22 protein-coding genes are annotated in these 24,174 nt (G+C 73.7%); 8 read left to right on the top strand and 14 right to left on the bottom strand.

Annotated features, from left to right (window positions below):
* Positions 1–290 precede the first annotated feature (290 nt).
* The 3 genes from ACIQIB_RS23560 to ACIQIB_RS23550 all read right to left on the bottom strand — a co-directional run bounded on the left by ACIQIB_RS23560 (position 291) and on the right by ACIQIB_RS23550 (position 2,915).
* Complete coding sequence (locus tag ACIQIB_RS23560) at positions 291–1,505, bottom strand: CMD domain-containing protein (RefSeq protein WP_400760309.1); 1,215 nt, start codon at positions 1,503–1,505, stop codon at positions 291–293.
* Positions 1,506–1,641: 136 nt separating this feature from the next.
* Positions 1,642–2,673, bottom strand: coding sequence for an LLM class flavin-dependent oxidoreductase (locus ACIQIB_RS23555; protein ID WP_400760307.1), 1,032 nt, complete (start codon positions 2,671–2,673; stop codon positions 1,642–1,644).
* 167 nt (positions 2,674–2,840) lie between these two features.
* A complete protein-coding gene (locus ACIQIB_RS23550; protein ID WP_363608505.1) occupies positions 2,841–2,915 on the bottom strand; it encodes a putative leader peptide in 75 nt (24 codons plus the stop codon).
* Between the two features lie 579 nt (positions 2,916–3,494).
* Here ACIQIB_RS23550 and ACIQIB_RS23545 point away from each other — a divergent pair.
* From ACIQIB_RS23545 to ACIQIB_RS23525, 5 genes are all read left to right on the top strand, one after another.
* Positions 3,495–4,112 carry an OsmC family protein gene (locus ACIQIB_RS23545; protein ID WP_363608479.1) on the top strand — a complete coding sequence of 206 codons (618 nt, stop codon included), beginning with the start codon at positions 3,495–3,497 and terminating at the stop codon, positions 4,110–4,112.
* Entirely contained in the window at positions 4,112–5,188 is a 1,077-nt protein-coding gene (locus tag ACIQIB_RS23540) for an LLM class flavin-dependent oxidoreductase (RefSeq protein WP_400760305.1), read from the top strand. Before ACIQIB_RS23545 ends, ACIQIB_RS23540 begins: the two co-directional genes overlap by 1 nt.
* Positions 5,189–5,252: 64 nt before the next feature.
* A complete protein-coding gene (locus ACIQIB_RS23535) occupies positions 5,253–6,344 on the top strand; it encodes an ABC transporter substrate-binding protein (protein WP_400760303.1) in 1,092 nt (363 codons plus the stop codon).
* The gene (locus tag ACIQIB_RS23530) at positions 6,341–7,165 is read left to right on the top strand and encodes an ABC transporter permease subunit (protein WP_400650743.1); all 825 of its coding nucleotides are present in this window, start codon (positions 6,341–6,343) and stop codon (positions 7,163–7,165) included. The genes ACIQIB_RS23535 and ACIQIB_RS23530 overlap by 4 nt, the downstream gene beginning before the upstream one ends.
* The gene (locus ACIQIB_RS23525) at positions 7,138–7,935 is read left to right on the top strand and encodes an ABC transporter ATP-binding protein (RefSeq protein WP_363608473.1); all 798 of its coding nucleotides are present in this window, start codon (positions 7,138–7,140) and stop codon (positions 7,933–7,935) included. The genes ACIQIB_RS23530 and ACIQIB_RS23525 overlap by 28 nt, the downstream gene beginning before the upstream one ends.
* A gap of 161 nt (positions 7,936–8,096) precedes the next feature.
* On the opposite strand, the gene ACIQIB_RS23520 is transcribed toward ACIQIB_RS23525, so the two are convergent.
* Both ACIQIB_RS23520 and ACIQIB_RS23515 read right to left on the bottom strand, forming a co-directional pair.
* The gene (locus ACIQIB_RS23520; protein WP_363608471.1) at positions 8,097–9,080 is read right to left on the bottom strand and encodes a carbohydrate kinase family protein; all 984 of its coding nucleotides are present in this window, start codon (positions 9,078–9,080) and stop codon (positions 8,097–8,099) included.
* Positions 9,081–9,327: 247 nt separating this feature from the next.
* Positions 9,328–10,800 carry an MFS transporter gene (locus ACIQIB_RS23515; protein ID WP_400760300.1) on the bottom strand — a complete coding sequence of 491 codons (1,473 nt, stop codon included), beginning with the start codon at positions 10,798–10,800 and terminating at the stop codon, positions 9,328–9,330.
* Between the two features lie 221 nt (positions 10,801–11,021).
* On the opposite strand from ACIQIB_RS23515, the gene ACIQIB_RS23510 reads away from it, so the two are divergent.
* Both ACIQIB_RS23510 and ACIQIB_RS23505 read left to right on the top strand, forming a co-directional pair.
* The gene (locus tag ACIQIB_RS23510; RefSeq protein ID WP_363608467.1) at positions 11,022–11,378 is read left to right on the top strand and encodes a helix-turn-helix domain-containing protein; all 357 of its coding nucleotides are present in this window, start codon (positions 11,022–11,024) and stop codon (positions 11,376–11,378) included.
* Positions 11,379–11,464: 86 nt separating this feature from the next.
* A complete protein-coding gene (locus ACIQIB_RS23505) occupies positions 11,465–12,547 on the top strand; it encodes an LLM class flavin-dependent oxidoreductase (RefSeq protein ID WP_363608465.1) in 1,083 nt (360 codons plus the stop codon).
* A gap of 108 nt (positions 12,548–12,655) precedes the next feature.
* Here ACIQIB_RS23505 and ACIQIB_RS23500 read toward each other — a convergent pair whose 3' ends face one another.
* From ACIQIB_RS23500 to ACIQIB_RS23470, 7 genes are all read right to left on the bottom strand, one after another.
* On the bottom strand, positions 12,656–13,651 hold the full coding sequence (locus tag ACIQIB_RS23500; protein ID WP_400760296.1) for a methyltransferase: 996 nt from the start codon (positions 13,649–13,651) through the stop codon (positions 12,656–12,658).
* An 88-nt stretch (positions 13,652–13,739) separates the two neighbouring features.
* Positions 13,740–14,735, bottom strand: coding sequence for a Gfo/Idh/MocA family oxidoreductase (locus tag ACIQIB_RS23495; protein ID WP_363608461.1), 996 nt, complete (start codon positions 14,733–14,735; stop codon positions 13,740–13,742).
* A gap of 76 nt (positions 14,736–14,811) precedes the next feature.
* Positions 14,812–15,312 carry a flavin reductase family protein gene (locus ACIQIB_RS23490; RefSeq protein ID WP_400650756.1) on the bottom strand — a complete coding sequence of 167 codons (501 nt, stop codon included), beginning with the start codon at positions 15,310–15,312 and terminating at the stop codon, positions 14,812–14,814.
* 72 nt (positions 15,313–15,384) lie between these two features.
* On the bottom strand, positions 15,385–16,959 hold the full coding sequence (locus ACIQIB_RS23485; RefSeq protein ID WP_400760292.1) for a trehalose-6-phosphate synthase: 1,575 nt from the start codon (positions 16,957–16,959) through the stop codon (positions 15,385–15,387).
* A gap of 65 nt (positions 16,960–17,024) precedes the next feature.
* On the bottom strand, positions 17,025–18,092 hold the full coding sequence (locus tag ACIQIB_RS23480) for a zinc-binding dehydrogenase (protein ID WP_400760289.1): 1,068 nt from the start codon (positions 18,090–18,092) through the stop codon (positions 17,025–17,027).
* A 137-nt stretch (positions 18,093–18,229) separates the two neighbouring features.
* Positions 18,230–19,438, bottom strand: a complete 1,209-nt coding sequence (locus ACIQIB_RS23475) for an acyl-CoA dehydrogenase family protein (protein WP_363608453.1) — start codon at positions 19,436–19,438, stop codon at positions 18,230–18,232.
* Between the two features lie 289 nt (positions 19,439–19,727).
* Positions 19,728–20,948 carry a transposase gene (locus tag ACIQIB_RS23470; protein WP_363608451.1) on the bottom strand — a complete coding sequence of 407 codons (1,221 nt, stop codon included), beginning with the start codon at positions 20,946–20,948 and terminating at the stop codon, positions 19,728–19,730.
* 327 nt (positions 20,949–21,275) lie between these two features.
* Here ACIQIB_RS23470 and ACIQIB_RS23465 point away from each other — a divergent pair, with 327 nt between their 5' ends.
* Positions 21,276–21,857, top strand: coding sequence for a TetR/AcrR family transcriptional regulator (locus ACIQIB_RS23465; protein ID WP_363608449.1), 582 nt, complete (start codon positions 21,276–21,278; stop codon positions 21,855–21,857).
* A gap of 13 nt (positions 21,858–21,870) precedes the next feature.
* Here the strand turns inward: ACIQIB_RS23465 and ACIQIB_RS23460 are convergent, their stop codons facing one another.
* Complete coding sequence (locus ACIQIB_RS23460; protein WP_400760285.1) at positions 21,871–22,545, bottom strand: HAD family hydrolase; 675 nt, start codon at positions 22,543–22,545, stop codon at positions 21,871–21,873.
* 417 nt (positions 22,546–22,962) lie between these two features.
* Entirely contained in the window at positions 22,963–24,045 is a 1,083-nt protein-coding gene (locus ACIQIB_RS23455) for a ScbA/BarX family gamma-butyrolactone biosynthesis protein (RefSeq protein ID WP_400760283.1), read from the bottom strand.
* Positions 24,046–24,174: the final 129 nt, after the last annotated feature.

The following is a 24,174-nucleotide window of genomic DNA, read 5'->3' as shown; positions in this document are numbered from 1 at the left end:
GCTCCCTCAAACCCGAAAGATCATCGCGTCCAACAGCCACGGCCCTCGCAACTCCCACAGATCGCGGGTGTTGCGAGGACCGTTAGAACCCAAGCTGCGCGGGGGCCGTGGACGTGTGACCGTGGACGACTGGCGGCACCGGTGTGCCGACCCGGTCGGGCGCCTGGTCGCCGACCACCTCGGCCCGGAGGAGCCCCCCCCCGGTCCGGAGCGGCCCCGGGTTCCACGACAGCGTCGTGGCCGTCGTCGAGGAGGTCCTGGCCCGGGGCCGGCGGGTCGGGCGGCGCGGGTCAGGCGGCGTGCGGCACCCGCCGGGGCTCGCCGAGGGTGAGCATGAGGCGGTTGGCCCAGGCGAAGAAGGCGGTCGCCTGGACCAGGTCCACGATCTCCAGTTCGGAGAGGCCGAGGGCCCGCAGCCGGGCCAGATCGCCGGCGTCGGCCGTCGGCGCGGTGGTGCTGAGGCGCGCCGCGAAGGCGACCAGCGCGTCCCAGCGCGCTCCGAAGCCGGCCCGGGGGCCGTGGTCGAGCAGGCGCTGGACGTCGGTGCGGCGGTCGGCCAGCCGGGCGGCCAGCCGGCTGTGCACGGAGGCGCAGAACACGCAGCCGTTGACCCGCGAGGCCACCGTCGCGGCCAGTTCCCGCTCGGCGCGCGGCAGGCCTCCCGCACCGCGGAAGATGCCCCGGTCGGTGCTGGTGCGGTGCCGCAGGATGTGCGGATCGCGGGCCAGCAGACGGAAGTAGGGCCAGCTCGCGTCGGGCGAGGCGGCCAGGCCGGCGGACTGCTCCTCGGTGGCCCAGTCCGGGTCGAGCGGGGGCAGCCAGGGGTCCCATTCCAGCGTGTCGAGGGTGAACGGGATCTCGCCCTCGGGCAGTTCGGCACCGTCCGGGACCGGGCCCGCCGGTCCGTCCTGGCCCGGCCCGGGGTGCTGGGCGAGCAGGTCCAGGCCGTGCACCAGGCGGGCCTGGTAGGAGACGTAGGCGGCGACCTGGGAGAGGGTCACGGCCTCGTCGGCGCTCAGGCCCGCGTCGGCCAGCCGGCGGTGGTGGTCGGCGGTCGCGGCGAGCGGCGCACGGGCGAGCAGGGTGGCGTGGTCCAGCAGCGCGGCGGAGCGGTCGCCGGGGGCACCCCGGTCGGCCCGGCCGGCTCCGGTCGCGGCGGCGTCGACGAACGCCTCGGGGGCACCGGTCGCGACCAGTGCGGCCCGGTAGTGCCCGGCCAGCCGGCGGGTGGCCGGACCGCCGTCGTGCAGGGTGGCCACCCGCAGGGCGGCCTGGAGCCGTTCGACGGTGGTCAGCGTGGTCTGCGCGAGCCGCGGGTCGAACAGCGCGGTGTAACTGTCCTGGGTCCCGCTGACCACGTCGGGGCGCTGGGCCCGGGCGGCGGCCAGCGGGCCGTCCGCGGGATGGGGGACGAGAGCGGCGATCAGGTCGGCGCCTCGCTCGTCGGCTTCGTCGGCTTCGTCGGTACCGGCGTTCGTGGTGCCGCCGGGGGCGGTGGAGGTCATCGGCGCTCCAGTGGGTGCGGTGGGGGACGTTCGGTGGGTCCGCGGTCCGGCTCGGCGAAGGATCCGCCGGAGCCGCCCGTCGGTGGCCGTCACCGGCGACGGCCGTCGTGGCCGCCCGTGGACGGCGGCCCGCAGGTCAGGCCGCGCCGGTCCGGACGGCCGGCCGCCTCGGCTCGGCCCGCCGCCAGCCCAGGTGCGGGGCGACCCGGGTGGCGATCAGTTCCAGGGCCGCGATGGTCTGGTCGTGGCCGAGCCGGCCGGGGTGGGTCTGCACGATCAGCTCGCTCGCGTGCGGGACGACCTCGTCGCGCCGCAGCGAGGCGACCACCTCGTCCGGGTGGCCCGCGTGCACATGGGCGCGGGCGAGGTAGCCGTCCAGCGAGGTCACCGGCGGGAAGAGACCGGCGCCGACACTCTGGTCGACGTTGTCGATCACGCCCTCCCGCAGCTGGGCGACGGCGGTCCGCCGGTCGACGGCCGGATAGACCGTCCGGGAGACCCCGATCCGGGGCGGGCCGGAGCCGCGCCAGCCGTCGAGATAGCTCTGGACCAACGGCAACTGGGCCTGACCGGTGGGGAGTTCCGTCCGAAAGGCGGCCTTGGCCAGCAGCAGGCCGTCGTGTTCGGCGGAGATCCGGGCCGCGCTTTCCGCACCGGTGGTGGACTGCCAGAGCCGGTCGAGGAGTTCCGGGCGCTCGGGCTCCAGCCGGCCCCCGCCGGGCAGCGGCCGGCCGGCCAGGGTGGCCCGGAGCAGGGACACCGCCTCGGCGTACTGCTCGCGGCGCCGCTCCGGGTCCACCCCGAAGGCGGTGAAGGTCCGCGGGTCGCCTCCGGTGCCGAGACCCAGGTGCAGGCGCCCGTCGCTGAGGGCGTCGAGAACGGCCGCGTCCTCGGCGACCCGGACGGGGTTCTCCACGGCGATCAGCAGGACGGCGGTGCCGAGCCGGATGGTGCGGGTGTGCTGGGCGATGGCGCCGAGCAGCACCAGCGGGGCGGGTAGGCGGCCGGCCGAGGAGGCGAAGTGGTGCTGCGCGACCCAGCCGCTGTCGTATCCCAACTCCTCTGCGACAACGAAGAGTTCTGTGGTTCGGCGGTACAGTTCGGAGGCCGTGGCCGGGCCGCCGTCGTCGGAGTTGACGTGGGTCAGGAAACCCAGTCGCAGGCTCATCGCGTTCGTTCTCCCGGAGGTTCGGCGGCAGACGGTGGCCGCGGGGACGGCACGGGCGCGCAGAAAGGGCGCACCGCGCTGGTGACTCTCGGGGCAGGGGGCGGCCGGCGCCGTCGCGCTCGGGGCGGCGCGACGGCCGGGCGGCCCGGGCGCAGGGGCCCGGACGGTCAGTGACAGCCTGCGGAGGCCACGCGCATCAGGTCCACGTGGCGCCGCGCGGTCAGGCGCGTCGGCGTCTTCATGCCTGAACCTTGGAACACAAAGCGATGCATTGTCAATTGCCAGCTGCCATTGTCGCGTTGGGATACTCCACCGGCCGGGCGGCGGGCCGGAGAGCGGTTTGACCCGACCCCGCCATAATCCCGTCCGGCCCTCCGGCCGGCGTCGCCGACGGGGCCGCACAGAGCCGGTCCCACCGGCCCGGCTTGCCCCGATCTCCCCAACGTCACAACTAATTGGCCTTTTGGGGAAGAGGATTGACAGCCTTTCAGATTCACTCCTAGATTCGTCCCGTGCATCCCGACCAGAGCATTCGCGGCCACGTCGACTTCTGTCGCGTCGCCAGTGCCCTGTGTCCCGCGCGCGGCTGACCCTCTCGTCTCGGCGCGCCCCCCTCTCCCCCTCCGCCGCTCCCCCGCGGATCCCGCCCGTACGCACCGCCGCACCGCCACGGCCGTGCCACGGCCGCATGCGCACCGCCGCCCCGTCGCGACCGTGCGGGGGTCGTCCCCCGAACCGGATCCACGCCTCTTCGGACCCCTGATCACCGAACTGCCCGATCACCTCCGATCACCGAACTCCTCCATCGCGCAAGGACGGACATGACCGCGACCACGCGCCCGAACGCCCCCGAACCCCTCCTGGAGACCGCCCCGGACCCACAACCCGGCCTGCGCGAGTACCTCACCGTCAAGCGCGCCGCCCTGCTGGCGAAACGCGACGGGGCCGCCGACGCCACCGCGCCCGCGCCCACCCTGCGGGTCCGCACCACGGCCGAGCACCGCAGCGGCGTCCGCCGGATCCGCATCCGCGAGCACACCGTCATCAGCGACTCCCCGCTGGACTTCGCCGGCTACGACCTCGGGCCCACCTCGCCCGAGCTCCAGCTGGGCGTGCTGTCCAGCTGCCTCACCCACATCTACCTCATCCAGGCCTCCGACCTGCGGATCCCGCTGGACGCCCTGACCGTCGAGGTGGCGGCGGAGCACGACGGCCGCGCGGGCACACCCGGCTTCGAGGACGTCCCGATCTACCCGCACAACATCCGCTACACCGTGCGCGTCACCTCACCGGCCACCCGTGCCCGGATCGAGGAGCTGCACGCCTCCGTCGAACGCAACTGCCCGATCTACAACCTGCTGCGCGAACCGCAGAAGGTCACCGGCGAGGTCGTGCACACGCTCTCCGGCGATGCCGCGCGCCCGGACGGAGGAGCGTAATGGCCACCAACGCGAACGCCGCGACCAGGGAACGCCCCGGCCTCGAACGGACCGGCCTGGAACGGCCCGGGCTGGAACGGCTCGGGCTGCTGGTCCACGTCGCCGGGCAGGGCGACCCCCGCACGGTGCTCGACCAGCACCTGCGGCTGGCCGTCGTCGCCGAGGAGCTCGGCTACGACTCCTTCTGGATCGCCCAGCACCACCTCGGCGCGGAGAGCGGGGTGGTCCCGTCCCCGTTCGTCTTCCTGGCGGCCGTGGCCGCGCGCACCCACCGGATCCGCCTCGGCACGGCCGTCGTCACCCTTCCGCTGGAGGACCCGGTCCGGGTCGCCGAGGACGCCGCCCAGGCCGACCTGCTCAGCGGCGGGCGGATCGAGCTGGGCATCGGCAGTGGCGCCCACCGGCCGTCCTTCGAGGCCTTCGGGCGGGACTTCGAGCAGCGCCGGGCCGACCAGGAGCGAGCCGCCCGGGTGCTGGAGGACACGCTGCGCGGCGGCCCGCTGCCCGGCGGCGCCCCGCTGCACCCGCCCGCCCCCGGCCTGGCCGACCGGATCTGGCAGGCCGCCGTCTCCGGGACCGAACGCGCCCGCCTGGCCGCCGCGGCCGGCCACGGGCTGCTGCTCTCCCGCACCACCACCGACCCGTCCTCGCCCGTCGGCGAGGCGCAAGTGCCCACGGCCGAGGCGTACTTCAAAAAGTTCGACACCAGCCGCGGCACCCGGCCGAGGCTCGGCGTCTCCCGCACCGTCTACCCGGTGGCGGACCGCGCCACCGCCGTCCGGGACCTCGCCCCCGGCGCCCGGTCCTGGCTGGCCCAGGCGGCGACGGAGTGGGCCGGCAGGGACCTGGCCGCCACCGAGTCGGACGACGACGCGCTGCTGCGCCGCCACGACATCCACGCCGGCCCGGTGGAGGCCGTCACGGCCGGCCTGGCCGCCGACCCCGCGCTCGCCCTCGCCACCGACCTGATCGTGCAGTTCCAGCCGGGGCTGCCGTCCTTCGGCAGCGCCGTCGGCGCGTTGGAGGCCATCGCCACCCGGGTCGCCCCCGCGCTGGGCCTGCGGCCCCGGCCCTGACCGCGCCCGGCCGTCCGCCGGTGCCACCCGACGCCCCGCACCACCCCTCACCCGGAGGATCCCCTTGCGCGCCCATCGCACCACCCCCCGTCCGCAGCGGCAGCCGCGGCGGCCGGCCGCCGTCCTGACCGCCCTGCTCCTGGCCGTCCTGCTCACCGCCTGCGCCAGTGGCGGCTCCGCGGGCGGCGGCACCGCCGAGGCCGCCCAGGTGACCCTGACCATCGGATCGCCGTGCAAGGCCTGCCTGAAGCGGCTCCTGATCGCGTCCGGGGAGGACCGGGGCGCCCCGTACCGCATCAACTGGGCCGACTTCGACTCGACGCCCACCCTGGTCGAGGCCCTCAAGGCCGGCAAGGTGGACGTCGCCCAGGGCGGCGAGACGGGCGTGCTGTTCGCCATCGGCAACGGCGCCGACATCAGGCTGCTCGGCGCGGTCGCCCAGCACCGCAGCGGCGGCACCGTCGTCCTGGTGAAGAAGGACTCGCCGGTCACCGATCTGGCCGGCCTCCGGGGCAAGAAGGTCGCCGTCCCCTTCTACACCGCGCAGCACTACCAGTTCGCCAGGTCGCTGGAGGCGGCCGGCCTGAAGTGGTCCGACGTGAACGCGGTCAACCTCACCACGACCGACGGCCTGGCCGCCTTCAACTCCGGTGACGTGGCGGCCTTCGTCATCTGGGACCCGAACGCCGCCGTGGCCCAGCTCCACAACGACGCCCGGATCATCCACGAACTCGGCCAGGACCTCCAGACCTACAGCGCCCTGTACGCCTCGGCCCGCGCCACCTCCGACCCCGCCAAGCGGGCCGCGCTGGAGGACCTGGCCCGCCGTTCGGTGCGCGCCTTCGCCTGGGTCAACAGCCACCGCGGGCAGTGGGCCGACGAGTTGTCCAAGCTCGCCCAGATCCCGGCGGACTCGGCGAAGCTGGCCGCCGACCGGTCCGAGGCGCAGCTCCAGCCGGCCGACGCCGGTATCCAGGCGGGCTGGCAGGACGAGATCGACTACTTCCGCGGCCAGAACCAGATCAAGCAGAGCTACCGGATCGCCGACCGGATCGAGCCCGGCTTCGACGCCGTCATCACCGACGAACTGGCCAGGGTCGCCGCGGCCGCCGGCGCCTCACCCGGGCCGGCCACGCCCTCCGGGAGCCACTCGTGACCGAGACCTCCGCTCCCGTCCTGCGCCCCGCCGCGGCACGGGCCCGGCGCCGGGTGCCGGCCCCGCCGCGCTGGCTGCGCAAGGCGTCCGGCCCCGTGCTGCTCCTGGCGCTCTGGCAACTCGCTTCGGCCGCCGGTGTGCTGGCCCCGGACGTGCTGCCCTCGCCGTGGGCGATGGCCGGGACCTTCGGCGACCTGATCGGTGACGGCTCGCTCGGCGAGGCGATGGTCTCCTCGCTGCGCAGGGTCGCCCTCGGTCTGGCCATCGGCGGCGCCCTGGGGCTGCTGCTGGCGCTGGCGGCGGGCCTGTCCCGGCTCGGCGAGGACCTGGTCGACGCCCCCATGCAGATGCTCCGCACCCTGCCCTGGGCCGGGATGATCCCGCTGTTCATCATCTGGTTCGGCATCGACGAGCAGCCCAAGATCGCCCTGGTGGCGTTCGCGGTGGCCTTCCCGCTCTATCTCAACGTCTACGCGGGCATCCGCAACGTGGACACCACGCTCGTCGAGGCCGCCCGCACGCTGGGCCTGGGCCGGCCGGCCATGGTCCGCCACGTCATCCTGCCGGGCGCCGCGGCCGGCACCCTGGTCGGCCTGCGCTACGCGCTCGGCTCCGCCTGGCTCGCCCTCGTCTTCGCCGAGCAGGTCAACGCGCAGAGCGGCATCGGCTATCTGATCACGCACGCCCGCGAGGTCTACCGGACGGACATCGTCGTGGTCGCCCTCGTCGTCTACGCGTTTCTCGGCCTCGGCGCCGATGTCCTCGTCCGCCTCCTGGAAAGGACCCTGCTGTCATGGCGACCGGCCTTCAGCGGCACCTGACGACCGCACCGCCGGCCGTCGGCCCCGACGCCCGGACCGCCGCTCCCCCGGCGGCCCGGGTGCGCGGTCTGGTCCGGCGGTTCGGCGAACGCGCCGTCATCGACCATCTGGACCTCGAACTGGCGCACGGCGAGTTCGTGGCCCTGCTCGGCGCCAGCGGCTGCGGCAAGAGCACCCTGCTGCGGGTGCTGGCCGGTCTCGACCCCGAGGTCGAGGGGGAGGCCGAGGTCGCCGAGCGGCGGGCCGTGGCCTTCCAGGCACCCCGGCTGATGCCCTGGAAGCGGGTCTGGCGCAATGTGGTGCTGGGTCTGCCGGGCCGCGCCGACCGCGCCGTCGCCGACCGGGCCCTGGCCGAGGTCGGTCTCGGCCACCGCGCCGATGCCTGGCCCAAGGACCTCTCCGGCGGCGAGGCGCAGCGTGTCTCGCTCGCCCGTGCCCTGGTCCGCCGCCCCGATCTGCTGCTGCTCGACGAGCCGTTCGGCGCCCTGGACGCGCTGACCAGGCTGAAGGCCCAGCATCTGGTGATCGACCTCTGGCGGCTCCACCGGCCCGCCGTCCTCTTCGTGACCCACGACGTGGACGAGGCGCTGCTGCTCGCCGACCGGGCGCTGCTGATGGCCGACGGTGGCATCGCGGACGAGGTCCGGGTCGGGCTCCCCCGCCCGCGCGAGGTCACCGATCCGGAGTTCGGGCGGCTGCGGTCGCGCCTGCTCGGCGGGCTCGGCGTGGCCGTTCCGGGGGCCGCGGACGCCGGTCCGCCGGCTCCCTGAGCACCGCCGGGCCCACAGCACAGCACACGGGGCCCGTCCGCTGCGGCGGGCGGGCCCCGTGTGCTGTGCTGTGGGCCCGGCGGGCCCTGGCCGGAACGCCGACGCGGTCGGCCAGGTCCCGGCTCAGGGCGTCCGGGGCGTGCGGTGGGCGTGGCGGCACGTCACAGGACGTCCTCCAGGCGCCGGCGCAGCGCGTCGGCGGCCCGCGGCCCGTAGGCCCGTTCGGTGCGGGCGGCGAGGTCGGCGGCGGACAGCTTGTACTCCTGGCTGCCGGCCGACTCCAGGACGGTGGTGGCGAGCGCACAGCCCAGCCGGGCGGACGCCTCCCTGGACCACTGCCAGGACAGGCCGGTGAGGAAGCCGCTGCGGAAGGCGTCGCCCGCGCCGGTCGGGTCGACGACGGCGGTGGTCTCCACGGCGGGGACGGTGAGGTCGGGCCGGCCGTCCTGGGAGAGGGTCACCCCGCCGGGGCCGAGGGTGGTGACCCAGGTGCCGACCTGCGCGAGGATCTCCGCGCGGGCCAGGCCGGTCCGGTGCTGGAGCAGGGCGGCCTCGTACTCGTTGGTGAAGAGCAGGGTCGCGCCGAGGACGAGCCGGCGGGCCTCCGGCCCGGTGAGGCGGGCCAGTTGCTGGGAGGGGTCGGCCGCGAAGGGGATGTCCAGCGCGCGGCACGCGTCGGTGTGGCGCAGCATCGCGGCGGGGTCGTCGGGCGCGACGAGGACCAGGTCGAGGCCGCCGGGGCGGGCCGCGAGCGGCGCGAGGTCGATCCGGCGGGCCTCGGACATGGCGCCGGGGTAGAAGGTGGCGATCTGGTTCTGGTCGGCGTCGGTGGTGCAGACGAAGCGGGCGGTGTGGAGCGTCTCGCTGACGTGGACGGCGCCGGTGTCGACGCCGTGGGCGTCCAGCCGGGCGCGGTAGTCGGCGAAGTCGGTGCCGGCGGCGCCGACCAGCAGCGGGGCCAGGCCGAGGCGGCCGAGCCCGAACGCGATGTTGGCCGCCGCCCCGCCGTGGTGGACCTTGAGGTCGTCGGCGAGGAAGGACAGTGAGACGTGGGCGAGTTGGTCCGGCAGCAGCTGGTCGGCGAACCGTCCGGCGAAGGTCATCAGGTGGTCGGTGGCGATGGAGCCGGTGACGGCTATCCGCATCTGGGGTCTCCTCGGGGCCGGGGCGGCCGGGGCGGTCCTCGGCCGGTGCCGGGGGCGGACCGACCGAACAGTACGTACTCTCTCGTATCGTCGGACGGTCGGCAATCATCGGGGAACGATCCGGGGAGACTTCGGGAGGTTCGCGCGGCACCCGGCGGGCGGGCACGCCAACCGGACGGCGGGCGGTGCCCGGCGCCGGGGAGGCCGGGTCCACCGCCCGCCGTCCGGAGATCGGCGGGCCCCGAGATCAGTGGGCGGCGAGCGCCTCCTCGGTCGGGGTGGTGGGCGCGGCGGGCGGCTGGGCCCGGCCGCCGCGCAGGGTGAGGGTGATCAGCAGGCCGAGGAGCATCCCGGCCGCGGTGAGCAGGACGACCAGGAACTCGCCGTCTGCGGTGGCGGAGAGCAGGTCGTGGCCGGTCTTGCCGCCGGTGCCGGCGTCGGCGATGGCGGTGAAGACGGCCAGGCCGATGGCGTTGCCGAGGTTGAGCGCGGTGGAGGCGGCGCCGTTGGCGACGCCCTGCTCGTGGTCGGGGGTGCCGGTCGCGGCGGCGATCCACATCGCGGTCCAGACGACACCCTGGCCGACGCCGGAGACGATCAGGCCCGGCAGCAGCGCCAGGTAGCCGGCGTCCGCGTCGAAGCCGAAGGCGAGGGCCGCGGTGCCGACGGCGCCGACCACGAAGCCGCCGATCAGCGTGGGCCGCAGGCCGTTGCGGGTGGTGAGGCGTTCACCGAGCTGGGTGCCGATGGCGATCGCCAGGGACGGGACGAGGAAGGCGAGGCCGGTCTCCAGGGCGCTGTAGCCGTGGACGGTCTGCAGCAGCACGGTGAGGAAGTAGGGCAGCACGCCGAAGGTGGCCATGTAGATGAAGGTGATGGCCGCTCCCCCGGTCAGGTTGCGGTTGCGGAAGACGCGGAAGGGCAGCAGCGGGTCGGCGCTGCGGGTCTCGATCAGCGCGAAGAGCCCGAGCAGGGCCACCGCGAGGACGAACGCGCCGACCACCCAGCCGCTGAGCCAGCCGAGTTCGGGGCCCTGGACGAGGGCGAAGACGAGCAGCGTGGAGCCGCCGGTGACGCTCAGGGCGCCGGGCAGGTCGAAGCGGCGGCGTTCGGTGCGGGGCGCGTCGCGCGGGATGACGAACAGCGCGGCGAGGGCGACCAGGCCGGCCAGCGGGACGTTGACGTAGAAGACGGCCGGCCAGCCGAAGTTCTCGGTGAGGACGCCGCCGAGCAGCGCGCCGAGGGTCAGGCCGCTGGCGCCCGCGCCGCCCCAGACGGCGAGGGCGCGGTTCCGCTTGGGGCCCTCGTCGAACAGGGTGTTGATCAGGGAGAGCGTGGCCGGCAGCAGCAGCGCGCCGCCGATGCCCTGGATCGCCCGGGCCGTGATGATCACGCCGGGGTTGCCGGCCAGGCCACCGGCCAGCGAGGAGACCGCGTAGACGGTGAGGGCCAGCACGAACATCCGGCGGCGCCCGAGCAGGTCGGCGGCGCGCCCGCCGAAGAGCAGGAAGCCGCCGGCGAAGACGACGTAGGCGCTGACCACGAGCTGCTGGGTCTGGCCGGGGAACCCGAGGTCGGAACCGATCTCGGGCAGGGCGACGAACACGATGTTGAGATCCAGCGCGTAGATCAGCTGGGCCAGTGCCAGCAGCGCCAGGGTCCAGCCCAGGTGCCGGGCGCCCCCCTGGGCGGGGCCCGTGGGCGCGGACGAAGTGGACATGGGAGTGCACCCTTCTCGGATCCGGTCTCGGGCGGCCCGGGGCCGGGGGAATCTCGGGCAGGAATGCCCGTCCTGAGTACGACTGTTTGTATCTTTGCGTACTCTAGGACTGTTCGGCAACCTCGTTCCGGCCCCCGGCCGGAGCGGGGGACGGAACGAGACGGGGAAAGGGCGTCCGGTGGGGGCTGAGCACTGTTGGACTGTCGCGGTACTGTGGCAGCATGAGTTTTCGCCACCCAGAACGCGACCAGATCCGGATCGAGAGTGTCCTGTCGGCCCTGGGCAGCCCGGTACGGCTGGCCGTCGTCCGGGTCCTCGACGCCGGCGGGGAGCACAACTGCGGCAGCGTCCTGAACGTCCTCGGCGTGACGGCCAAGTCGACGATGACGCACCACTGGCGCGTCCTGCGCGACAGCGGCGTCATCCGGCAGGAACCGTCCGGGCGGGAGAACCTGCTCTCGCTGCGCCGCACCGACCTGGACGCCCGCTACCCCGGGCTGCTCGACGCCATCCTGGCCGGCGCCCTGGACGACGAAGCCGTCCAGGCGGCCCGCCACCGGCCCGACTCCGCCGGCTGAACCCACGCACCGGATCCCCGCACGGCCCCCGCGGCCGGGTGGCCGGCGCGTCACGACCTGCCACTGCCACCCCTGCGAGGACACCCATGCAGTTCGGGATCTACAGCGTCGGCGACTGCACGCCCGACCCGACCACCGGCCGCGCCGCCACCGAGCACGAGCGCATCAAGGCGATGGTGGCCATCGCCGCCAAGGCGGAGGAGGTGGGGCTCGACGTCTTCGCGACCGGCGAGCACCACAACCCGCCGCACGTGCCGACCTCTCCCACCACCCTGCTCGCCTACATCGCCGCGCGCACCGAGCGGATCATCCTCTCCACCGCCGTCACCCTGATCACCACCAACGACCCGGTGAAGATCGCCGAGGACTACGCGATGCTCCAGCACCTCGCGGACGGCCGCGTCGACCTGGTGCTCGGGCGCGGCAACACCGCGCCCGTCTACCCGTGGTTCGGCCGGGACATCCGCCTGGGCATCCCGCTCGCGATCGAGAACTACGCGCTCCTGCACCGCCTGTGGCGCGAGGAGGTGGTGGACTGGGAGGGCCGCTTCCGCACCCCGCTGCAGTCCTTCACCGCCACCCCGCGCCCGCTGGACGGCGTCCCGCCGTTCGTCTGGCACGGCTCCATCCGCAGCCCCGAGATCGCCATCCAGGCCGGCTACTACGGCGACGGCTTCTTCGCCAGCAACATCCTCTGGCCCAAGGAGCACTTCCAGGAGCTGATCGCGCTCTACCGCGAGCACTACGCCCGCAACGGCCACGGCACGCCCGAACAGGCCGTGGTCGGCCTCGGCGGCCAGGCCTTCATGCGCAAGAACTCCCAGGACGCGGTACGGGAGTTCCGGCCGTACTTCGACAACGCCCCGGTGTACGGGCACGGCCCGTCGCTGGAGGAGTTCATGGACATCACCCCGCTGTCGGTCGGCAGCCCGCAGCAGGTGATCGAGAAGACCCTGCGCTTCCGCGAGTACTTCGGCGACTACCAGCGGCAGATGTTCAACATGGACCACGCCGGGCTGCCGCTGAAGACCGTGCTGGAGCAGCTCGACCTGCTCGGCGAGGAGGTCGTCCCGGTGCTGCGCAAGGAGTTCGCGGACGGGCGGCCGGCGCAGGTGTCACCGCCGCCGGTCCACCCGGCCGTCGGCAGCGGCGCCGCGCTGCTGCGCTGAGCACAGCCGGACAGCACCGAAACGCCCGGCCGGGGAGAACCGGCCGGGCGTTTCGGGGTGCGGTGCCCGCGACCGGGTGCGAGCGGTCGCGGCGGCCACCGGGGTGGCTCAGGGCTTGCGGGCGACCCAGACGCCGTTGGCGCCCTGGCCCTCGAACGGGACGACGCCCTCGGGCTTGAGCCCGAACTCGGCCGCCCACTCCCCGTACTCGGCCGCCGTGTAGTTCCGGCCCCAGGTCTCGACCAGCATGTTCAGGCTCATCAGCGCCGCCGGCGCGGGCCCGCGCTTGTCGTCGTCGACGAAGGACTCGGTCACCAGCAGCACACCGCCGGAGGGCAGCGCCTCTGCGCAGGCCCGCAGGATCTTGCGCGCGTCCTCGATGCCCCAGTCGTGCAGGATGTTGGAGAGCAGGATCGCGTCGTAGCCGCCGGGCACCCCGCCGACCTCGAAGAAGTCACCGCTGGCGAAGTCGATCCGGTCGGCCAGGCCGGCCGCCTCGACCCGGGGCCTGGTGAGCTCGCAGACGAACGGCAGGTCGAACACGGTGGTCTTCAGGTGCGGGTGACGACGGCACAGCTCGATGTCGTACGCCGCGCCGCCGCCGCCGACGTCCAGCAGCCGCTTGATCCCGCTGAAGTCGATCGACTCCGCGAGCCGGCCGGCCGTGTAGGCGGACAGCGAGTGCATCGCGTCCCAGAAGTGCTCCTTGACCACCCGGTCGTCCGGCTGGAACAGCGACTTCTGGTTCTCCACGTCCCAGGTGGTCGGGTGGTTGCCGCGCAGCGAGTCCAGCATCTTGATGTAGGCCGGGTACTCGTGCTTGTCGACCAGCGTCACCCAGCCGCCGAAGTACCGCGGCTTGCCCTTGACCAGGAACTCCTCGGAGACCGCCGAGTTGCGGTAGAACCCCTCGTCGTCGAGGACCAGCAGGTCGAGCGAGACCAGCGCCGTGAGCAGCAGCTCGGCCGGGCGCTCGTGGATCCCGTGCCGCCGCGCGAACGCGTCCAGGGTGACGCCCTTGCCGCCGGCCAGCTCGGTGAAGACCTCGAGCTCGGTCGCCAGCGCCAGCCCCTTGAACGCGTACACGCCCAGGGTCAGGTCCATCAACGGGGTTGGGGATAGGGGCGAAGACATTGATTCTCCTCCGGTTGTGTTCCCGGCGCCCAGAGCAGGCTCCGTACGACAATACGTATTATTTAGGATGGCAGGCCGGTTGTGGGGTGCTCGGGGCCGGATCGATGAGACTTTGGGAAGTCCGCCGTCCGATCGCGTCCATGACCCGGGCGCCGCGCAGGATCTCGGCGCAGGTCGGCGCCGCCCAGCGCCGTTCACCGCGCAGGCCGGCCAGGAACCCCTCCAGGGCCGCACCGGCCCGCGGCGGCGGATACTCCTCCACCCGCTCACCCGCGCCGGTGAGGGTCAGCCGGCCGCCGTCCACCCGGGCCGTCCCGCGCTCCCCCTCCACCCGCACCGACACACCGCCGGGGCGGGAGGCCCACCCGGCGCGCACCGAGACCGGCACCCCGCCCCAGGAGAGCAGCGCCGCCCCGCCCACGTCCGCGGCCAGGCCCGGCCGGTGCCGGAGCACCGCCCCGAGCACCCGCAGGCCGGCCCCGGGCGCCAGCCAGCCGAGCAGGTCCACCAGATGGACGGCCAGGTCGGCGAAGGCTCCGGCCGGGCCGTGCGCCGCGTCCAGCATCCAGCCGGCCGGGCCGTCGAACAGGCCGTCCGGCAGCCCCGGATGGCTGAACCCGGCTTCCACCGAGGCCAGTTCGCCGAACGCCCGGGCGGCCAGCAGAGCCCGCAGCCGTCCGAACGCCGGGGCGCAGCGCAGGAACATCGCGGTGGTCGCCGGACGGCCGCCGGACGCCAGCACCGCGAGCAGTTCGGCGGTCTGCGCGGCCGAGCCGGCGAGCGGCTTCTCCACCAGCACCGGCAGCCCGGCGGCGGCCACCCGGCGCAGCAGGGGGCCGTGTTCGGCCGTGGTCGAGGCGACCAGTGCGGCATCGGCCCCGGCCAGCGCCTCGTCGGCGGTCGCCGGCCGTACACCGGCCAGCCGGGGCGGCCAGGGGCCCGATCCCCGGTGGACGGCGGCCAGTTCGGTGTGCCGGTCCGCGGCCACCACGTCGAGGTGGTCGGCGAGGTGGACGTGGGCGGTACCGAGGACGGCCAGCCGGACGCGCTTCACCGGCGTCGCCCGGCCGGGCGCGGCAGGCCGTTCAGGCCGACCAGGCAGAGCGGGCAGACCGCGGCGACCGGGCCGGTCACCGGGCCCGGGCCAGCCGGGCGGCCGGTTCGGGCCGGGTGAACGCCCGGTCGCTGTAGACCAGGGGCGGGCCGCTGCCGGCGTGCGTCCGCTCCACCCGGCCGACCAGGATGCTGTGGTCGCCGCCGTCCAGGATCCGGTGGGTGGCGCAGGCGACCCGGGCCGACGCCGAGGCCAGCCCGGGGAGCCCCAGTTCGCAGGGCACCATGTCGCCGGCCGCGAAGCGGTCGATGCCCGAGGTGGCGAACCGCCGGGCCACCTCGGCCTGGTCGTGCGCCAGGACGTTGACCAGGAAGTGCTCGGCCGCCAGGAAGGCGGCGTGGGTACTGGCGGCCTTGTCCAGGCAGATCAGGACGAGCTGCGGGTCGAGGGAGAGCGAGGTGAAGGAGCTCGCGGTGAAGCCCCAGTGGCGGCCGGCCGCGTCCACCGTCGTGGCGACGGTGACGGGCGAGGGGACACGGGACATCGCCAGGGTGAAGTCGGCCTGGTTGACGGGCATCGGGGCCTCCGTTCTCGGTCGGTTCAGGAGCGGGCCCGCGCGCGGGCCGTCGGGCGGCGGACGCCGGCCCGGTCACGTGGTCGTGCGGCCGGGAGCGGACGTCGGGCCCCAGGTCATCGTGCTCGCGGGCGAGTCGGGGGACGGCGCGCGGACGGTCGGCGCGGTCGCCGGTGTCGTGGCGGCGGCCGGGCCGCCGGCCGGCCCGGCCGTCCCGTCGAGGGCGCTCAGGAAGGACTGCGCCCAGTGGCCGACGTCATGGCCGAGCACCTGCCGGCGCAACTGCGCCATCCGCCGGGCCCCCTCCTCCGCCGGGACGTCGAGGGCCAGGGCCAGACCCGACTTCACCTCGTCCAGGTGGTGCGGGTTGACCTGGAACGCCGCCTCCAGCTCGGCTGCGGCACCGGCGAACTCGCTGAGCACCAGGGCGCCGCCGAGGTCGTACCGGCAGGCCACGTACTCCTTGCAGACCAGGTTCATGCCGTCCCGCAGCGGCGTGACCAGCATGACGTCGGCCGCGCAGTAGAAGGCGACGAGTTCCTCCGGCCCGACCGAGGTGTGCAGATAGTGCACGGCCGGGTAGCCGACCCGCCCGAACTCCCCGTTGATCCGCCCCACCGTGCGCTCGATGTCCTCCCGCATCCGGACGTAGTGGTCGACGCGTTCCCGGCTGGGGGTGGCGATCTGAACCATCGTCACCTCCTCCGGCCTGATCCGGCCCGCCGCCAGCATCTCGTGCACGGCCCGGAGCCGGACGTCGATGCCCTTGGTGTAGTCGAGCCGGTCCACGCCGAGCACGATCCGGCGCGGGTTGCCGAGTTCGGCGCGGATCTGCCGGGCCCGGCGCCGGACCCCGGGGCTCCGTGCCAGCCGGCCCAGGGCCGCCGCGTCCACCGAGACCGGGAAGGCACCCACCGTGACGCCGCGCCCGCCGACCCGCAGCCGCCCGGGCCCGTCCGCCGGGTCACGGGTTTCGCGGTCCGGCCGCCGACCGGCCAGCCGCTCGGCCAGCCACTGGAAGTTCCTTGCACCGCCCGGGCGTTGGAATCCGATCAGGTCGGCGCCGAGCAGGCCCCGGACGATCTCGGTGCGCCAGGGGAGCTGCATGAACAGCTCCACCGGCGGGAACGGGATGTGCAGGAAGAACCCGATCCGGACGTCCGGCCGCAGCTCCCGCAGCATCGCGGGCACCAGCTGGAGCTGGTAGTCCTGGACCCAGACGGTGGCCCCGGGGGCGGCGACCTCGGCGGCGGCCTTCGCGAAGATCCGGTTGACCCGGACATAGGCGTCCCACCAGTGGCGGTGGTACTCCGGGGGCATCACCACGTCGTGGTAGAGCGGCCAGAGCGTCGCGTTGGAGAAGCCCTCGTAGAAGTCGCGGACGTCCTCGGCGGTCAGCTCGACGGGGTGCAGTCGCAGGCCGTCGTCCTGCGGGGGCGGCGCCGCGCTCGCACCGCTCGCGCCGGGCCAGCCCACCCAGGCCCCCTGGTGCGCGCGCAGGAACGGTTCGAGGGCGTTGACCAGCCCGCCCGGGCTGTGCCGCCACCGCTCGGTGCCGTCCGCGTCGCGCTCCAGACTCACCGGCAACCGGTTGGCCACCACCACGAGTCCGGCCCCGCCGGGCGGCGCCGCGCTCCTCTGCTCGTGCATCCGACGTACCTCTCTCGGGGAATCGCGGCGGTGGACGGGGCGGGGGTGGCTGCCTCGGAGAAGTCCTAGCGGAAGTCGACGATCGTCTTGAGATCGGTCGTGCTCCGGTAGTTCTCGAAGATGTCCACCAGACCGTCGTAGTCGCTGAACTTGTGCACGGTGGAGAGCAGGGCCTTGCCGTTCACCACGCCCGACAGCAGCATCTGCATGGCCGAGGCGATCACATTGGCGCTCTTGTGCATCGGGAAGCTGGTCACGTCGAAGGGCGCGGACCGGATGGTGATGCCCTTGGCGAGCATCAGCCAGGTGTCGAACTTCTGCATCTCCTGCGAGGCCCCGTACAGCACGTACTGGCCGCCGGCCCGGAGCTTGCGCATCGCCACCCGGCGTGGGTCCTTGGTCTCGTCGGAGACCTTGACCGTGGGCAGCGCGTCGAAGACGTAGTCGAAGGCGCCGTCCTCGACGGTCTCGATCAACTCGTCCGGCAGGTAGGAGCGCTGGGAGAACTGCTGCTCGGCGAACTCGTTGCGGGCCGGGTTGGCGTCCACCGAGACGACCGAGTTGGGGGCCAGCAGCCGGCGGATGATGCTCCCCGCGATCACACCGATCGGGCCGGTGCCCAGGATCAGGACCCGGTCACCGACCTGCGGCGGGTTGGAGAGCACCGAGCGCAGCGCGCCCGTGACCGGCTCGATGAACGACGCCTCCAGGTCGCTCAGTTCCTGCGGGATCTTCACCGCCGCGGCCCGGTGGTCGTCGTGGAAGTTGCGGTCGGCGGCGAAGACGTCCTCCTTCACCTGCCCGGAGAAGATCGGCCGCACGGTGCGGTACTCGGCGAACCCGCCGAAGTCGGTCTGGCCCCAGTAGACGACGCGGTCGCCGACGGCGATGTCGGCGCCGTGCTGGTCGAATTCGGGGCCGATGTCGATGACCTCGCCCAGGTACTCGTGACCGAGGATCACCGGGTACTCGGAGGGGAAGAGATGGCCCTCGAAGAAGGAGATGTCGGTGGAGCAGATCGACACGCAGCGGGTCTTCATGAGCAGCCCGTCGGCGGGCGTCTTCGGGATGGGCAGTTCGGCCAGTACCGGTTTGCGCGGGGCCAGAAGCTGTACGGCCTTCATCGTCTCCATGCCTGTTTCCTCATCTCAGTTGTCCGAAGGCGGAGGGTGGGAGCGGTGACACGGGCAGCGGTGACACGGGCGGTGCGGTGGCGCGGCGGAACGGCGAAGCGGCGGTGCGGTGACACGGGCAGGACGGTGGCGCGGTGCTACCGCCGCATCTGGAGACCGCCGCCGAGCAGGTACTGGCCGGCCATCTCGAAGTGGGTCGGCGAGAGCGTGATGTGCTTGACGGCCGAGTGGACGTCGCGGAAGCAGCGTTCGAGCCGGCTGGTCTCGTAGACCGAGGTGGCCCCGGCGAGGTCGTACGCGGCGTCCACGGCCGCGACCGCCTGCTCGGCGACGGTGGCGGCGGTGAGCCGGGCCACGGCGCTCAGCGGGTCGCCGCCGGTCGGGCCGAACTCCTGGACCCGGCGGGCGGTGTCGAGCAGCAGGACCCGCGCCGCGTACACCTGGAACTCCGCCCGGGCCAGCTTCTCCTGGACGACGTGGCTCTGCGCGAGGGTGCTGCTGCCGGCCGTCCTGGTCTTGCCCGCGGCGAGCTCCTTGAAGGAGTCGACGGCGTTCTGCGCGATCCCCAGGGCCGTCGAGGCCGAGGTGAACGGGCCGAAGTCGTAGTAGCTGATGTCGTAGGCCCGGGACGCCCTCGGCGCCGGCGGGCGGTACATCTCCGCGCCCGCGACGGTGTACTCCACCGGCACGCGCACGTTCTCCACCCGGTAGTGGTTGCTGCCGGTCGCGCGCAGGCCGACCGTGTGCCAGGTGTCGCGGATCTCGACGTCCGAGGCGCGGACGAAGAGCTGGCGCAGCTCCGGGCCGGCCTCGGTGCGGCGCACCTCCCCGCCCTCGGTCACCCAGGCCGCGCAGACCAGCCAGTCGGCGTGGGCGGACCCGCTGGCGAACGCCCATTCGCCGTTGAGGGTGAAGCCGCCGTCGGTGGCCTCGGCGAATCCGGACGGGTTGACGCCGCCGACCACCAAACCGGTGTGCTCCTCGAACAGGCGGCGCGCGGTGGGCTCGGGGAGGTAGTCCGAGAGCCGGCCGATGGCACCCTGGACGCCCATCTGCCAGGCGACGGACGGGTCCAGCTGCGCCAGGGCCTGGATCACCGCCGAACCCGTCTCGATGCTCACCTGCCCGCCGCCGAGCTGCCGTGACACCCACATCCGCGGGATCCCGGCGTCGCGCAGCGCCTCGAAGACCGGGCGCGGGGTGACCCGCTCCCGGTCGCCGCGCTCGCGGTTCTCCTCGACCAGCGGGGCGATCTTCTCCACCCGCGCCAGCCATTCCCGGGTCTCGTCCGAATAACCGGCCCGGAGCAGTCGCCCCTCGGCCGGAGCTGAATTCGCGACAGTCATCCTCGATCCTTCGCTTGATTTCGGCGATTACCGGTATGCGACCCGGCACAACGCAGGCACAATGCAGGCACAGCGGACCGGCAGCGCCAAGGCGTACCGGTGTCACCGAACGGAACAGGGAATTGCGGCGGGGCGGCCCGCGATTTCCGCGGCCTTTCCGGAAAACGGCTCCGGGGATTCCCGCGCCGGTTCCATTCTCGGGCGCGCGGCCGCCTCCGGACAAGCGCGACCTCCGGAAGTCGCAGGGCTCCGCGGGCCCCGGCCGGCGCCCGCGGAGCCCGGCCGGCGGTCAGGCGGAGCGGCGCTCCGGCCCGGCCGCCCGGTGCGCGGGCACCCGGGCGGTGAGCGGGGCCCGCGCGCCGGCGGGGCCGGTGTGCAGCCGGCTGTAGGCGGCGGCCGCCGAGGCCATCGTCATGTGGTGGTGCCAGCCCGGGTAGGAGCGGCCCTCGAAGTCCAGGACCCCGAAGTTCTCCGCCAGGTCGGCCATGGCGCGCTCGGCCGCCGGGACGGCCCGGGCGAGCGCCAGCACGTCCTCCACCCGGCGTTCGGTCAGGCTGGTGATCCAGTACCGGGCGGGGTGCTGCCCGCTCGGGGCGGGCCTGACCAGCACCCGGTAGGTGCGCCGGGGCGCGGCGCCGGAGGCCTCCGTCCGGGGCAGCCGGACCAGCCCCGAGTGGACGGTGAACGGTTCGGGCCGGCCGGACGGCAACTGACGGACCACCAGATGCGGCTGGCGGGTCTGGCTGCGCGCCATCAGCGCCCCGATCCCCACCGGCGGGGACGGTGTGCGGGCGGGGGGCCGCACCGGCTGCCCGGGGCCCACCTCGCAGACGAAGTCCATGCCCAGCTGGGCGAGTCCGGCGGCCACCGGTGCGATGTCGGGCTCGTGCCGCAGGTCCAGCACCCAGGGCACGGAGGCCAGCCGGGGGTGGGCGGCGACCGCGGTCGCGAAGTCCAGGACGTGGGTCCAGGAGGGCCGGGCCGCGACCCCGTCCGGGATCCGGGCCCGCCGGCGGCGCCGCTCGTCCTCGCACCAGGCCTCGCAGAGCAGCAGCCGCCAGTCCACCGAGACGCAGTGGGTGTCCGTGACCAGGAAGGAGCCGCTCGCCTGCTGGCAGTTGACGGTTCGTCCGGATGCCGCGTCGAAGCGCCGGTGGACCCCCACCGAGTGGTCGCCGCGCTTGGGGATGGTCAGTTCCGCCACGCTCCAGGCGCGCGGCACCGCGCTCTCGGCCACCGTCCGGGCCAGTGCCTGGCGCACCGGCCCCCAGTCCCACGGGCTGGCGTTGATGAACTGCTGCAGCCCGTGGACGGCGGCCGAGGTCGGCGCGACCGTCCGCGCCAGCTGCTGCAGCGTCTTCTTGCCGGGGACGCTGAGCAGCCCGCCCAGGTACGCCCGGGCCCAGCGACGCTGATCGGCACGGTGCAGCGAGTCGAAGACCTCCTCCATGAACGTCTGTAGGAGGGGTCTTCCGGCCGGCGCCACGTCCTGAATGTCGTCTGACCGCATGTGACGTTCACTCCCCCTTGTATGGTGCACCGATGATGCGTCTGCGCGATCGACCGCAGACAAAAATACCTTCTCGAACGTCAGTTTTGACGGAGCGGTCGACGACTTTGCAACCTCCCGCCCCGACCTGCGCACACGCCCGCGCACACGGCGCCCGCGACCGCGCACGGCCGCCGCACACCGCTCCGGCGACCGGCCGAAGATGGCTCAATCGTCCACCGCCCGCCGCACCGCCCTTGTTGCCGGACCCGCCCGCGGTAAAAGATTCACAGAAGACGGTTCCGGCGTTTCGCCGGCCACGTTCGCCGACAACGGCTGAGAGGCATCGTGATCAAGCAGGAACGGGCGTGGAGGACGCATGAGCTGCTCCTCGACGCCTCTGCCGACGAGTTCGTCCGGCACGGGTACGCCGGAGCGAACCTGCAACGCATAGCGGTCCGGACGGGAATGACCAAAGGCGCGCTGTACGCGCACTTCTCCTCGAAGGAGAAACTCGCTGCGGCGCTCACCGCCCCCTTCGACCATGCCTGGCGCGGCGTCCTCGACCAGGTCGAGGAATCCGACCGGCACCCGCTCGGGGTGCTGCGTCAGATCACCTTCGGCCTCGTCGGTCTGCTCCACACCTGTCTGCGCTTCCGGGCCGGGCTCCACCTGGTCGTCGAGGAGGCCCAGTCCCGCAGCCAGACCCCGGACGTGATCACGGACCTGTCCCTGGTGATGACCCGTCTGGTCCGGGATGCCCAGCGGCTCGGCGAACTGGAGGACGGTCACGAACCCTCGGCGCTCAGCGGGTTCGTGATCGCCTCCGTCTTCGGCACCTACTACACCGCCACCTCCGCGTGCCGGCTGGACACCTTCCCCGCACAGGTCCAGGAGATCTGGCGGCTCGTCCTGCCGCCCGCGGCCTGACCGGCCGCGGGCGTCAGTCCGGCAGGACCCGCGCACCGGGCAGCGCGGCCAGCAGGGCCGGGTCCGCGCCCACCACCACCGGGTGGCCGACCTCGGCCAGCATCGGCAGGTCGGAGACGTGGTCGCCGTAGCCGTAGCACTCCTGCGGCCCGAGGTGCGGGTAGGCGCCGATGAGGTGGCGCACGGCGGCCCCCTTGCCCGCGCCGATGACCGGGTCGCCGACCACCCCGCCGGTGTAACGGCCTTCGCGGACCTCGGGATTGGTGCACACCAGGTGCCGCGCGCCGATGTCCGCGGCGACGGGCTCCAGGAGGGCCGGGAACCCGCCCGACACCAGCACCAGGAGGCCGCCCTCGGCCTGGTGCCGCCGCAGTTCGGCGCGGGTCCGCGCCCGGTAGAAGCCCTTCTCGGCGCTGGCCGCGACGAACCAGCGCCGCGCCGACTCGGCGACCGAGGCTTCGCGCTGACCCTCCCACGCCCGGTAGTAGGCCAGGTTTCCGCGCTCCCGCGGGGCGCCGGCCGCCGCCAGGGCCGTCAGGCAGCGGCGCGTCTGGTCGACGTGCCGCGCACCGGCGGCACCGTAGCGGCGGGTGAAGTAGTAGTCCAGGAAGTCGAACAGGCTCTTGCGGGTGAGCAGCGTCTCGTCGACGTCGCTGAACACCAGCCGGGTGGGCTCTGGGACGGCCATGCGGTTCCTCCGGTACGGAGCGGGGGGCGCGGGCGGGAGAGTGGACGCGGAACGAGGGACGCGCGGTTCGACGGGGCGACGGCCGGCGCCGCGGGAGGAGAACGACGATGGAAGGTTTGGTGAAGGACGATTCACCGGGCCCGCACGGCCGGTGGTGCGGCCGTGCGGGCCGGACCACGCCACCGCCCGACCGCCGGTCCCGGCCGGACCGGCGCGCACTGATGGCCACACTTCCCCTACCTGCAAGGAATTATGACGATCAGTCAGTTGTCACTCCGGCCACCGGCCACCGAACCGGACCGGCGGCCGGCCCCCACCCGGGAACGCCCCGAAGTGCGGCCGGCACCCCGGCTCACGGTAAAGGGATCTTCAAGGAAAGGATGATCCCGTTGCTCCCATTCCTTCCCGACGGTATTTCTAAGGGTGCCTGTCGGCGGTCACGAAAAAGGGAGGTCGGAGTCCATGGTTCGCCATCGCATCACCCGGACCGGCCCCGCCCCAGCCCGTCTCCGATGTCATGAGCACCGTGTTTCCCTGGAGCACGTCGATCGCCAGCCGCCCCCGGCCGGACGCCCTCGTCACCCCGCCCCGCACCGCGAGGAGAAGGGGCTCGTCCAGCTCCGCGAAGGCCAGACAGCGTGTCGTCAGGGCGAGGAGGACCTGCGGGCCAAGGGCCCGCGGGCCGACGACGGGCGGTCCCGCCGCGGGGTCGTGGACCAGCAGGTGCCCCAACTGCCGGACGCCCTCCAGCAGGGCCATCAGCGGCACATGGTCGGTGGGGTGGTCGAAGAGGATGGCGTGGTCGAGGTCGACCAGCATCCGCCACTCGCGCGGCGACGGGCCCGGGACGAGCACACTGTCCTTGCCCCGCAGCCTGCCCACCCGCCACGGCCGGACCCTCCGGCGCGCCGCCTCCGGCGCGACGGTCCCCCCGGCAACCGGCCCGGCCGGGCCGGGACCGGCCTCGGAGCGGCGCCCGCGCAGCACCCGGTAGGTCCGCTCGTCGAGGGCGACGACCCGCAGACCGCCACGGCCGCACTCGCGGCCCGCGATGCTGAGCACCACCTCCAGCCGCATCCCGAACCGTCGCGGCGGCCGGTTGTCCACCCAGTGCCACCGCGCCAGGAGTTCGGCCCGCAGCGGCTCCGCGCCGACCCGCAGCGCCCCGGGGTCGGTGATCTCGAAGTCCATGTCGCTGCCCACGAACCGGTGGGTCAGCGGCACTCCGTAGTGCCAGTGCGCGAGACAGACCAGCGCCTGACGGATGGTCTCCGCGAAGAGCAGCGGATCACTCACCCCCTGCGGGTCCGGGTGGTAGAGCGCGTGGTCCCTCGGCCACTGCGCGCCGACCAGGAAGCGGTCGCCGCCGAGCGCGACCGCGTCCGTCACGAACACCTCGGCGACGGCCGCACGGTGGACGAGGTGCCGGGGTATCGTCCGGTCGAACGTCAGTCGGGCTCCTGGCAGGGTGGGGCCGGCCAGGACCGGGGCGGCCGTCACGGTCCCGGCCGCCGGGTCACCCGCCGCGTCACCGTTCTCCGGACCGCACGTCGCACATGGTATTGCCGCATGTTCTCCCCCCAGAGGTCGTGGGCGAGCCCTTACGGGCCCGGCCCGCCAGCGCTCTCA

The organism is Kitasatospora sp. NPDC092286 (assembly GCF_044755565.1).
Lineage (GTDB): Bacteria > Actinomycetota > Actinomycetes > Streptomycetales > Streptomycetaceae > Kitasatospora.
Note: the sequence above shows the minus strand (reverse complement) of the source record. Positions and strands in the feature narration are given on the sequence as shown.